The 11,706-nt window shown below is 71.5% G+C and carries 8 protein-coding genes and 1 pseudogene; 5 read left to right on the top strand and 4 right to left on the bottom strand.

Features of this window, described 5'->3' with window-relative positions; translation table 11 throughout:
- The first annotated feature begins 252 nt into the window (after positions 1-252).
- Positions 253-2,901 carry an alpha-L-arabinofuranosidase C-terminal domain-containing protein gene (locus AB0G17_RS11665; RefSeq protein ID WP_361379385.1) on the top strand — a complete coding sequence of 883 codons (2,649 nt, stop codon included), beginning with the start codon at positions 253-255 and terminating at the stop codon, positions 2,899-2,901.
- 70 nt (positions 2,902-2,971) lie between these two features.
- Here AB0G17_RS11665 and AB0G17_RS11660 read toward each other — a convergent pair.
- Positions 2,972-3,343 (bottom strand): annotated as a pseudogene (locus tag AB0G17_RS11660) (phytanoyl-CoA dioxygenase); the annotation flags it as partial.
- A 177-nt stretch (positions 3,344-3,520) separates the two neighbouring features.
- Between AB0G17_RS11660 and AB0G17_RS11655 the strand changes: the two are divergent.
- The 3 genes from AB0G17_RS11655 (at position 3,521) to AB0G17_RS11645 (ending at position 7,269) form a co-directional block, all read left to right on the top strand.
- Positions 3,521-5,290, top strand: a complete 1,770-nt coding sequence (locus AB0G17_RS11655; protein WP_361379382.1) for an NlpC/P60 family protein — start codon at positions 3,521-3,523, stop codon at positions 5,288-5,290.
- A 219-nt stretch (positions 5,291-5,509) separates the two neighbouring features.
- Positions 5,510-6,067: a hemerythrin domain-containing protein gene (locus AB0G17_RS11650; protein ID WP_361379379.1), complete on the top strand. Its 558-nt coding sequence runs from the start codon at positions 5,510-5,512 to the stop codon at positions 6,065-6,067.
- A gap of 74 nt (positions 6,068-6,141) precedes the next feature.
- Complete coding sequence (locus AB0G17_RS11645) at positions 6,142-7,269, top strand: enolase C-terminal domain-like protein (protein WP_361379376.1); 1,128 nt, start codon at positions 6,142-6,144, stop codon at positions 7,267-7,269.
- Between the two features lie 69 nt (positions 7,270-7,338).
- Here the strand turns inward: AB0G17_RS11645 and AB0G17_RS11640 are convergent, their stop codons facing one another.
- Positions 7,339-7,938, bottom strand: a complete 600-nt coding sequence (locus AB0G17_RS11640; protein ID WP_361379373.1) for a cupin domain-containing protein — start codon at positions 7,936-7,938, stop codon at positions 7,339-7,341.
- 462 nt (positions 7,939-8,400) lie between these two features.
- On the opposite strand from AB0G17_RS11640, the gene AB0G17_RS11635 reads away from it, so the two are divergent.
- A complete protein-coding gene (locus tag AB0G17_RS11635) occupies positions 8,401-9,390 on the top strand; it encodes a VOC family protein (protein WP_361379370.1) in 990 nt (329 codons plus the stop codon).
- Positions 9,391-9,420: 30 nt separating this feature from the next.
- Here the strand turns inward: AB0G17_RS11635 and AB0G17_RS11630 are convergent, their stop codons facing one another.
- Both AB0G17_RS11630 and AB0G17_RS11625 read right to left on the bottom strand, forming a co-directional pair.
- Complete coding sequence (locus AB0G17_RS11630) at positions 9,421-10,572, bottom strand: MFS transporter (protein ID WP_361379824.1); 1,152 nt, start codon at positions 10,570-10,572, stop codon at positions 9,421-9,423.
- 254 nt (positions 10,573-10,826) lie between these two features.
- Complete coding sequence (locus AB0G17_RS11625; RefSeq protein ID WP_361379367.1) at positions 10,827-11,675, bottom strand: cytochrome c oxidase assembly protein; 849 nt, start codon at positions 11,673-11,675, stop codon at positions 10,827-10,829.
- Positions 11,676-11,706 lie beyond the last annotated feature (31 nt).

Here is an 11,706-nt window from a genome sequence, read left to right as displayed (position 1 = left end):
GGACGTTCGATATTTCGTCACACGTTCGAAATGTTGGCGTGACGGTAATGACGTGCGGTCGCGGGTGTCAATGGGTCGCGCGGGAACCGTTCCGGAGTCAGTGGTGCTCACCGCCCTGTGGAACGGTCGCGGGCCGCCTCGGGTGTTGACGCGGGGGCCGGAGAAGCGGAATGCTCCCGGCGGCACAGCAGTGACGAAATGCAGAACACTGTCCGAAATCTCGAACCCGCACCGAGAGTCGAGGAGTTCAGCATGACCCCACGCACCCCCACCGGGCCGACGGAGGAACCCGGGTCGACGGAGCGACCTGACTCCGGGCCCAGCCGCAGAGCCATCGTCAGCGCGCTCGGCGCACTGCCGCTGGCCGGGGCGATCGGCCCCGCGTTCGCGGCCTCCCCGGCGTGGGCCGCCGGCGCGCACCCCGCCGCCGACGCGCACCCCGCCGCCGTCGCGATCCCCGCGCCCGTCGCCCACTGGGCCTTCGACGAGACGGCCGGAACCAGCGCCGCCGACAGCGCCGCCGGCCGCACGCTCACCCTCAACGCGGGCGCTCGCTGGGGCGCGGCGAAGTCGGGAGCGTCCAGCCTCGACGTGTCAGCGGGCGGCAACGCCACCGCTCCGGGGCCCGTGGTCGACACCACCAAGAGCTTCAGCGTCTCCGCCTGGGTCCGGCTCACCGCTACCAACGGATACCAGACCTACGTGTCCGTCGACGGCGCCCAGGTCAGCGGCTTCTTCCTGCAACTGCGCGACGACACCGGCGCGTTCGCCTTCACCCGGCTGCCCTCCGACACCTCCTCCGCGAACGGCGCCGCCGCCGTGGCCGGTGCCTCCTTCGCCCCGGTGACCGGCACGTGGTACCACCTGCTCGGGGTTGACGACGTGGCCGCCGGGACCGTCCGGCTGTACGTCAACGGCGTCCTGGAGGGTGAGGCCCCCTACACCGGCGGCTGGCGCGCGGGCGGCGCGACCGCCGTCGGCCGCGGCCTGTTCGCGGGCGCGGAAGTCGACCAGGCACATGGCCTCATCGACGAGGTCCAGGTCTTCGACACCGCCCTCACCGCCGAGCAGGCCGCGGCCCTCGCAGGTGTGCCGGTGGACTCCACGCGACCGCTGCTGACCATCGACACCACCCGGCCGGGCCCCGTGGTCAGCCCGGAACTCGGGGGGATCTTCTTCGAGGACATCAACCACAGCGGCGAGGGCGGCCTCTACGCCGAACTCGTCAACAACCGCAGTTTCATGGCCGCGGCCACGCCGCTGCACTGGTCCACCGTAGGCACCGCCACCTTCGCCGTGGACCCCGGACAGCCGCTCAACCAGGCCCTCACCCAGTCGCTGCGCGTCACCGCCACCGCCGCCGGGGACGGCGTCGCGAACGAGGGCTTCTGGGGCATCCCGGTCCGCCCCGCCACCACGTACCGCGCCTCGCTCTACGTCAAGTCGCCGTCCAGGAAGGGCAAGTTGACGGTCTCGATCGTCGGCACGGACGGCAGGGTCCACGCCACCGCGACCACGGGCGCGCTCACCAGCGCCTGGCGCAAGCACGAGCTGACCCTGCGCACGGGACCCGGCGCCCCCACGACCCTCAACGCCCGCCTGGTCGTCACCGCCGGGGCCGCCGGCACGCTCTGGCTGAGCCAGGTCTCCCTCTTCCCGCCGACGTACAAGGGCAGGCGCAACGGCCTGCGGGTGGACCTGATGGAGAAGCTCGCCGCCCTGCGCCCCGCGTTCCTGCGCTTCCCCGGCGGCAACTACCTCGAAGGCAACGTCATCGCCGACCGCTTCGACTGGAAGAAGACGATCGGCCCCGTCGAGCAGCGGCCCGGTCACCACAACTCCGCCTGGGGATACTGGTCCACCGACGGACTGGGCCTGCCCGAATACCTCCAGATGACCGAGGACCTGGGCTGCACCCCGCTGCTGTGTGTGTACGCCGGGTACTCCCTGCAAGGCGCCCACGTCACCGGCGACGCCCTGAAGCCCTTCGTGCAGGACGCCCTCGACCAGATCGAGTACATCACCGGGCCCGCCACCTCCACCTGGGGCGCCAGGCGCGCGGCCGACGGACACGCGGCGCCCTACCCCCTCAAGTACGTGGAGATCGGCAACGAGGACTGGTTCGACAAGTCCGGCTCGTACGAAGAGCGTTATGCTGCCTTTTATGACGCGATCAAGGCCCGGTATCCGGCTCTGAAGCTGATCGCCACGACACCGGTCGCCTCGCGCCCGTACGACCTGATCGACGAGCACTACTACCAGTCGCCGTCCGCGTTCCAGGCGGGCTCGCACAAATACGACGGCCGGGACCGCCACAGCCCCAAGGTCTTCGTCGGGGAGTGGGCCGCGCAGGAGGGCCGCCCCACCCCCAACCTCGACGCGGCGCTCGGCGACGCGTCCTGGGTGGCCGGGATGATCCGCAACTCCGACCAGGTCCTGATGGAGTCGTACGCGCCGCTGTTCAGCCACGTCAACGACAACACCTGGGCCACCAATCTCATCGCGTACTCCGGCCTGACCAGCTACAACTCGCCCAGCTACTACGCACAGCAGATGCTGCGCACCCGCCGGGGCACGGTGGTGCTGCCCACCGAGGTGCGCGCGCTGCCGGGCCTGAACGTCGTCACCACCCATGACCCGGGCAGCCGCCGCGTCTACCTCGCGGTGGTCAACACGAGCGGCACGGCCCGCAAGACGGCCGTCTCCCTGCGGGGGGTCGCCCGCACGGCGTCGACCGGCACCGTCACGGTCCTGACCGCGGCGGACAGGAAGGCCACCAACACCCTCGGCGACCCGGAGGCGGTGGTCCCGCACAGCCGGTCCGTCGGCGGCATCACACCCGCCTTCACGGCGACCTTCGCCCCCTACTCGGTCACGGTCCTGGAGGTGCGGACGGCCTGAGCGGCGCGGGGTGAGGAGCTGCGGCGCGTGGCCCCCGGCAGCGCGTCGCAGCGGTGCCCCGCACCGTCAACTACAACGGGGCCAGGCCGAGCCGCACCGCGCGTTCGACCGGGGAGTAGGCGCCGTCCGGGCGGTCCAGGTCCAGCGGCGCGGTCGCCATGAGGGGCGGCTGAGCCAGGAACCGAGGGACGGTGCCGTGGTGGGCCTGGGCCGCGTGGATCAGGAACGGATGGCAGAGGTAGACGTCACCGGCCCGCCCGGTGGCGAGGGCCAGGGGACGATCGGGTGCGTCGAGCCTGCCCGCCTCGTCCATGGCCGTGCACTGGGCGAACATGTTCATGCCCGCCTCACCGGCGGGCTCAAGGAACGCCGGGACGTCCAGGTGTGAGCCGACCTTGATCCTGGTCGGCGCGGTCTCGGCGTCGACGTCGGAGAAGAGGAACGTCCCGCCAGGGCCGGGTCCGGCGAATCACCTGATCTGACGCGACCAGAACGGATATGGCCTGGTTGCCTCTGGTGTCCGAACTTGGCACGCTGTAAAAGACCGCGAGTCGCTCACAACGGACGCCCCTGGGGCCCGGTGTCACCCGCCACCCGCCACTGGCTCATGATGGCCCGCATGTCCCACACTTCCAGACGCGGCCTGCTCGCCGTTTTCGCGGCCTCTGCCGCCTCCGTTCCGCTCAGCGGCCTGGCCGCAGCCCCGGCACGTGCCGCGGGTTCCACCGTTGCCGCCGGTTCCGCCGGGTCCCTCGCGGCGCCCACCGGTCTGGCCTCGCCGCGCTCCTCGGTGACGCTGCCGCCGCTGAACGCCTCCTATTTCAGCCAGCTGACGCTGAACACCCCGCTCACCGCCGCCGTACTGTCGGGCACCCCGGCCCGCACCGAGGTCACCTCCGGCGGCAAGCGCGTCGCCCTGCTGACGCACGGCGCCCGTACCGTCGTCCTGCCGGGTCCGCAGCGGACGTTCTCGGAGAACAAGAAGTCCTTCGTGGACGACTTCGGGCGCACCCTGCCGGACCTGTCGCTGCCCGTGGCGGACCGCTCGTACTGGGGCACCTCCCCGGGCGGCGGCAGCTGGTCGACCCTGGGGCCCGCCGACACCGACTACTCGGTCGTGCCGGGCGCCGGTGTCATCTCGCTCACCACCGACTTCGCCAGCCGCCACGCCACCCTGCGCGACGGCGAGATCACCGACTTCGACGTGCGGTCCGTGGCGCACTTCGACAAGGTGCCCACCGGCCAGGCGTGCTCCTACGCGCTGTCCTTCGGCTACCAGGACACCAGCAACAACTACCGGGCCCGGCTGTCCTTCCTGACGACCGGCGCGGTCGAGCTGCGCGTGGAGAAGGAGGTCGCCGACACGGTCAGCCTGCTGCCGAACACGACCGCCCTCACCCTCGCCACGGGCGTCACCGCCGGCACGGACTGGACGATCCGGGTACGCCGCGAGGGCACCCGCATCCTGGTGAAGGCCTGGCGCACGGCTTCCACGGAGCCGGCCGCCTGGACCGGCGACACCACCGACGCCACCTTCGGCAAGGGACGGGTCGGCCTGCGCGCCCTGGCCAACAACGGCTGCACCAACCTGCCGGTCAAGCTCGTCGTCAGCCGCTTCCAGATGGACGAGTCCACCTGGGCCACACCGCCGAGCGTCACCCACGGCGACTGGGTGCGGGTGCTGCCCGAGCCCTTCGACGGGAACTGGACGCCGGAGCTGGAGAAGACCATCCGCGCCTGGGCGGGCTCGACGGCGCCCGACGTCCTCGCGTACGCGGCGATGTTCCTCGCCGCCGCGCCCACGGTCGTCAGCGGCTCCGGGCCGGCCAAGGACAAGCAGGTCCTGGGCGAGGCGGGTTACGGCTACCTCGACCCGCAGGGCTACCGCTACGAGGGCGCCGACTTCCACGAGTACATGAACACCGGCTGGACCTTCCCCGACGGCACCTACACCGGCCCGTCGAGCAAGCAGGTCGGCAACCTCGACTGCTCCGGCTTCACGCGCATGGTGTACGGCTACCACATGGGCGTACCGATGGCCGCGGGCGAGGACACCTCCCACACCCGCATCCCGCGCAAGTCCCGGAACATGGTCGACTACACGCCCGGCGTGCGCATCGACCAGACCGACGGGACGAACCCGCCTGCCGCGACCCTGCTCCAGCCCGGTGACCTGGTGCTGTTCAACGCCGACTCCGGCGACGACAACCCGACCGTCACGGTGGACCACGTCGGCATCTACCTGGGCGCGGACGCGGACGGCAAGCGTCGCTTCGTCTCCAGCCGCAAGACGAACAACGGCCCCACCATGTCGGACATGGGCGGCGCATCCCTGCTGGACGGCACGGGCACGTACGCCAAGAAGCTGCACACCGTCCACCGCATCTGACGGCTGGTCCGGATTCCGGATCGAAGTCGTACGCCGGCGCCGGAGCGGAAGCGGCGTTGACGCGCAGGCCCCGCCTCCCGCCGCCGCCACGCCGACGCCGGTGCGGTGGCGGCGGGAGCCACGTGGTGTGGCTACTGTCGAGGCGGGAACCCGTGCATACCGGTCGCTCCAGCGGGCAATCGCCCCGCAACAGGCCACCCTCGCAGGAAAGGGCACCTCATGGGACACGGCGGAAACGTCATCGCGGAACTGGAGACCGACCACCGCGAGGTGGAGGAGATGTTCGACCGGATCCGCGCCCTGCCTCCGCGCGACGAGAAGCGGAAGGACGTCGCTGACGAGTTCACCATCGAACTGGTCCGTCACTCGGTCGCCGAGGAGATGTATCTCTATCCCGCGGTGCGCGAGCACGTCCCCGGCGGCGACGCGATCGCGGACAGGGAGATCAAGGACCATGCCACCGTCGAGAAGCTGCTGAAGGACCTGGAGAAGGCGTCCGTGGGCGACGCCGAGTTCGACACCCTGGTCGCCCAGGTGATCTCCGAGGTCAGTGCGCACATCGCCGACGAGGAGAAGAACCTCTTTCCGGCCCTCGCGGGCGTCTGCTCCGACGAGCAGCTGAACGACCTCGGCGACAAGATCCGTACCGCCAAGAAGGTGGCGCCCACCCGGCCGCACCCCGGCGCCCCCAGCACCCCTCCCGGCAACAAGCTCCTCGCCCCCGGAGCCGGACTCGTCGACCGCGCCCGCGACTTCGTCACCGGACGGGGCAAGTAACCCCGGGCGAACGCACAGGAGATGGAGCCGGGCGGCGGGCCCCGCGACGTCCGGCCGGACCCGAAGGGCGGTGCATGAGCGTGGGGAAGCAGAGCTCGGACGGCCCATGGGTGGACGGCATCGAGACGGCCGTCTACACCGTGCCCACCGATCTGCCCGAGGCCGACGGCACCCTGGCGTGGGACTCCACGACGCTGGTGCTGGTCCGGGCGCGCTCGGGAGACACGACGGGCCTCGGCTACACCTATGGCGCCGCGCAGACCGCCGCGGTCGTGGAGGGTCTGCTGGCCGACGCCGTCACCGGCCGACCCGTCTGGGACGTCCCGGCCGCGAACGAGGCGATGACCCGTGCCGTACGCAACGCGGGCCGCCCGGGGCTGATCGCCGGGGCGGTGTCGGCCGTCGACATCGCCCTGTGGGACCTCAAGGCACGCGTCCTCGGTGTGCCGCTCGGCCGTCTCCTCGGCGCGGCCCGGACCGAGCTCCCCGTCTACGGCAGCGGCGGCTTCACCACGTACGACGAGGAGACCCAGGCCCGTCAGCTGAGCGCCTGGGTGCACGACCAGGGCATCGCACGCGTGAAGATCAAAATCGGCGAGTCGTGGGGGCGGGCCGAAGAGCGCGACCGCGCGCGCGTGGCCCGGGCACGCGCCGTCATCGGCGACAGCGCCGAGCTGTACGTGGACGCCAACGGCGGGTACACGGCCAAGCAGGCCGTGCGCATGGCGGAGCACCTCCACGCCCAGGGCGTGACCTGGTTCGAGGAGCCCGTCTCCTCCGACGACCTGCCAGGCCTCGCCCTCGTCCGGGCGGCCGTCCCGCTGGACGTCACCGCCGGTGAATACGGCTACACGCTCGCCTACTTCGACCGAATGCTGCGCGCCGGCGCCGTGGACTGCCTCCAGGCGGATGTGACCCGGTGTGGCGGCATCACCGTCTGGCTGCGGGCCGCGGCCCTCGCGGAGGCCGCCGGCCTGGAGATCTCCGGCCACTGCGCGCCCCACGCGCACGCCCACGCGGCGGCGGCCGTCCCCAACCTGCGGCACCTGGAATGGTTCCACGACCACGTCCGCATCGAGTCCCTCTTCTTCGAGGGGACGCTCTCCCCGGCCGGGGGGACGATCAGCCCCGGCGGGAGCGACGCCCCCGGCCTCGGGCTGACCCTGAGGGAGAAGCAGGCGGAGCAGTACCGCGTTTCCTGACCTGACATGCGGTCAGGACGGCGGTGCGGCACGCCTGCACGTGCCTGATCGTGTGCGCGGTGTCGTCGGCTACGCGGGCTGGTTGGTGACGTAGAAGCCGGGGTCGTGAATGGGGGTGATCTCGGCGCTCTCGCCCTGAGCGGCCAGCCATTCCTGGCGGAGGCGGGCGGCCTCGTCGTCGGCCTGGGAAGCGGGGACGAGGCGGCCGTCGGGGGTGAGGCGCATCGGCGTGTCACCGGCGGGGCGCCAGTCGAAGCGGGCGGCGATCTTGAAAAGGTCTTCCTGAGTGAGGGGGCCGCCGTTGTCCTTCTCGGCCTGGAGGGCGGTCGGGTGGTAGTCCTCGTAACCGCCGGGCATGTGAAGGGTGAGGAAGTGGGCGCCCTCGCCGGGCGGAGTGGCCCAGGTGTGGCGCGTGCCACTGGTGATGTGGGCGAGGGCGCGCGGACGCAGCTCCACGACCTCGTCGTCGACCTGGACCAAGAGAGTGCCGGAGACGACGTAGTACGTCTCCGTGGACTCGGCGTGGGTGTGCAGCGGAGGGCCCGACCAGGCCGGTCCCTGGCGGGTTTCCACCCAGGAGGCCGCCTGGCCCGTCATCTTGCTGGAGAGGACGATCTCGAATCCACGGCGGCCTTCGGGGCGCTGGCCGGGGAGGACGATGTGCGTCATAAGAGGGCTTCTCTTTCCGCTTGATAATGGCTTGAGTTCTGATCTACCTCACAGCGGGCCTGTTCGTCTGCGGGCCCCCGTCCGCAGTCGAACGCGGACGCCCCTCCCGCCCCGGGCTGCCACCCCGGCGGCTGAGACTCCCGTCACCTGCTGGGGTTTCCCCGGGCGGCCCGGGTGATCGTTCACAGAATTCGCTCGGTGGCGAACACTCCTGTGGTGAGGTGGCCTTCCTGGCCGTTGTCCCTCTCCCAGGAGCCCGCCGCGCCCGTTTGCCGGCGGGAAATCTTCGGGGACTGCGTTTACGCCGATGCTCTGACGCGTCACGCTGATGGCCTTGCCGAACTGTTTACCGAGGAGGGCGTCTTCGAGGCACCGCTCGTGCCCGCCGACGCGGCTTGCCCGGGGGGGACTTGGCCGGGCGTGGTTGCCTGCTCGGTCACGCCACGACTATAACTCGTGACTATGACTGACGGCCGTGGAACCGCACCCTCCTGGTCACGAGCGGAAGCCTTCCTGCACGGCCGGGGAGCAGCGCGGATGCCCCATCCGGGCGGCACGCTTCTGGAACATCTCGGCCGTGTGCGCGACCTGTTGGCCGAGTGGGGAGCCGATCCCTCGACCCAGATCGCGGGGCTGTGCCACGCGACGTACGGAACCGACGGCTTCGACGAGTCCTTGTTGCCCGTCACCGAACGAGCCGTACTCGCCGAGGTGATCGGCGACAGGGCCGAGGCGCTCGTCTATCTGTACGCCAGTTGTGACCGCGGCGTGGTCTATCCGCAGCTCGGAGGCGTGGAGCCGGTGGTCTTCCGGGACCGCTTCACCGGCACGGAGCACGCGCCGGAGGAGGCCGATCTGCGCGCCTTCATGGAGATCACCGCCGCCAACGAGCTCGATGTGATGGCCCACAACGCCGAACTCGCCGCACGCCACGGGGCCCAGCTCCACCGGCTGTTCACCCGCTCGGGCGACCTGCTCTCCCGCGCCGCCCAGGAAGCCGGCGACAGGCAGCTGGGCCAGTACGCCTCCGTACCTTCCGGACCGCCGGTACGGATCACGGGAATCGACCACGTGGTGCTGACCGTCGCGGACGTGGAACGGACGGTCGCCTTCTACCAGCGCGTCCTCGGCATGCAGCCCGTCTCCTTCGGACAGGGGCGCCGCGCGCTCACCTTCGGAAGCAGCAAGATCAACCTGCACGAAGCCGGTCGCGAGCCGCTGCCGCGCGCCGCCCGCCCCACTCCCGGGAGCGCGGACGTCTGTCTGGTCACCGAGCTGCCGCAGAAGCAGGTTCTCGACCACCTGGCCGCCTGTGGCGTCCCCGTGGAAGAGGGCCCCGTTCCGCGCACCGGCGCCACCGGCCCGATCACCAGCACGTATGTGCGCGATCCCGACGGCAACTTGATCGAGATCAGTACGTACGACACGAGCGCGGCCGAACCCTGTGACTGAACGGGCTCGATCCAGCCGCAGGGGTCCCCCTCAAGCGTTCTGTCGCACCGTTCGCAGCCACAACAGCACCGCCGTGGCAGCCGCCAGCAGCGCGACGCAGCCGCTGAAGATCAGGCCCGACTGCCGCAGTCCCAGCGTGACGGCCATGATCCCCACGCCGACGACGGGGATCGAGATCGCCACGTACAGCACGACGAACAGCGCGGAGGTGATCTCCGCGCGCCGTTCGGGCGGGCTGTGCCGGCTCACGTCGGTGACACCGGCCCTGAACGACAGCCCTTGCCCCGCGCCCGCGGTCAGCGCCCCCGCCACCAGCAGGGGCAGGGAGGACGTCAGCAGCGCGGACGAGATCAGCGCCATGCCCACCACCAGGATCACGCAGCCCCAGGGCAGCGCCCGCTGGACCCCCACCCGGCCCATCAGCAACTGACCGGCCGTCGACGCCGCGAAGACCGTGAAGACCACCGTGCCGGACACCGCGGGTTCACTCACCCCCACCACCTCGCTCAGGAAGCTCGGCGCCACCGAGGTGAAGAGCCCCAAGGTGGCGAACCCCGCGAAGCCCGCCATGGCCGCCGGGACGAAGGCGGGGCGCACCGACGGCGGCACGTGCAGGGGCCGGGGGCGGCGCGACGTGCCGTCCCGGTCCCGTACCGTCTCCGGGATCAGCAGGACGCCGACGACGGCCGCCGCCACGAGTGCCAGGTCCGCGATGAACACCTGGTGGAGCGGGTCCGACGCGTACTGCGCGATCAGGCCCGCCAGCAGCGGTCCGCTGCCCAGGCCGCCCATGTTGGCCGCGGTGGCGATCAGCGTGGCGGACGCGGCCCACCGCCGGGGCGCGAGCTCCACCACGGCGGCGGTCGCGGTTCCCGTGAACAGGCCCGCGGACAGCCCCGACAGGACCCGGCCCGCGAACAGCTCCGGCAGCCCGCGCTCGAAGAGGAAGGACACCGCGCTCAGCGCCGACAACACCAGCCCGGCCAGCAGAACCGGCCGCCGGCCCACCGAGTCCGACAGCTGTCCCAACAGGAGTAGCGCCACGATGACCCCGACGGCGTACACCGCGTAGATCACCGTCACCAGGAACGAGGAGAAGCCCAACTCCCGCTGGTACATGCGGTACAGGGGAGTGGGGAGCGTCGTGCCGCACATCGCGACGACGAAGGCGTAGGCCGCCACGGCGAAGGGCCAGCCGCGCCCGGTGCCGTGCCGGTGGCCGCCGTCCGTGCCGGGGCCGGCCTCGTCCGCTCCGCGCGCGGATCCGTGGTTGTTCACCGCGACTGCCTATCAGGAACACTCCGGCGGAAGGCCGCGCGCCCCGCGCGTCGAGGGTGATGACCCACCGGCTGGGCGAAGGCGGAGCGACGACGGGGCGTCGGTCGGACCGCGTCGGCCCCGAGTTCGTGCTGGGCGCCGATACCCGTCAGGTCAGTTCACGCCTGTTCAGCAGCACGAGCGCCAACCCACCCGGTTTTCTTCTCGCGTGGGCCGTCGCGGGGGCCGTCGCAGGAGCCGGAGAGGTTCCGGCCGGTGACGGCGTACCACTGCCGGGCCAGGACGGCGGCCAGGGCGAACTCCACCACGTCGCCGCCGTAGTACATCGCCTCCGCGGCTCGCGCCAGGTCGTGGCCGGTGAAAGCCGTGCCGGGCGGGGACGTGCTGTAGAGCGTCTTGGCCAGTACCGAGTGCGCGGTGGCGGCGGCGACCAGGGTGGCGGCGCGCAGCGGCAGGCCGTAGCGGTGGCGTACGGGGTCGACTTGGCAGATGGCGAGGCTGAACAGCAGACCGGCGGCCAGGACATGGGCGTAGACGGCGGCGTGCACCCAGGGTTGGTCGTGGAGGTGGGCGAACAACCGGGTGCGATACAGCAGCCACAGACCGCCCACGTCGAGCACAGCGGCCACCGGCGGCACGACCAGCCGGCGGATCGTGCGGGAGCGGACCACCGCCCGCAGGCCGCGCCGGGCGGGGCCCGCGGGCAGGGCGCGCAGGGCCAGGCTCACCGGCCGCCCCAGCACCAGCAGCAGCGGGGCGGCCATGCCGATGACCAGATGCTGGACCATATGTGCGGTGAACTCCCCGCCCGGCATGGGCGCCAGCGCCACCACGGCCAGGCCCGCTTGGCCGGTTGTGAAGGAGACATCCCGTAACCGTGGCCACGCGTCCCCGCGACGCCGCAGCCGCCGCGCCGCCAGGAGATACCCCACTCCCGCGCTCAGGGCGCTCAGGGCGAGAACGACGGCCAGCGCCGCTGGAGCGCCCGTGCCCTGCTCAGAGGGCATCGGCATCGGCATCGGCACAGGCGTGGGCGCG

Origin of the sequence: Streptomyces sp. NPDC023838, assembly GCF_040639555.1 — a bacterium.
Lineage (GTDB): Bacteria > Actinomycetota > Actinomycetes > Streptomycetales > Streptomycetaceae > Streptomyces.
This window is presented reverse-complemented; position numbering and strand designations above follow the sequence as displayed.

Excerpts from the sequence above, each read along its gene's own strand:
- AB0G17_RS11640 (WP_361379373.1), bottom strand. The coding sequence starts at position 7,938 with ATGACGCACATCGTCCTCCCCGGCCAGCGCCCCGAAGGCCGCCGTGGA.
- AB0G17_RS11635 (WP_361379370.1), top strand. The coding sequence starts at position 8,401 with ATGACTGACGGCCGTGGAACCGCACCCTCCTGGTCACGAGCGGAAGCC.
- AB0G17_RS11665 (WP_361379385.1), top strand. The coding sequence starts at position 253 with ATGACCCCACGCACCCCCACCGGGCCGACGGAGGAACCCGGGTCGACG.
- AB0G17_RS11645 (WP_361379376.1), top strand. The coding sequence starts at position 6,142 with ATGAGCGTGGGGAAGCAGAGCTCGGACGGCCCATGGGTGGACGGCATC.
- AB0G17_RS11650 (WP_361379379.1), top strand. The coding sequence starts at position 5,510 with ATGGGACACGGCGGAAACGTCATCGCGGAACTGGAGACCGACCACCGC.
- AB0G17_RS11655 (WP_361379382.1), top strand. The coding sequence starts at position 3,521 with ATGTCCCACACTTCCAGACGCGGCCTGCTCGCCGTTTTCGCGGCCTCT.
- AB0G17_RS11625 (WP_361379367.1), bottom strand. The coding sequence starts at position 11,675 with ATGCCCTCTGAGCAGGGCACGGGCGCTCCAGCGGCGCTGGCCGTCGTT.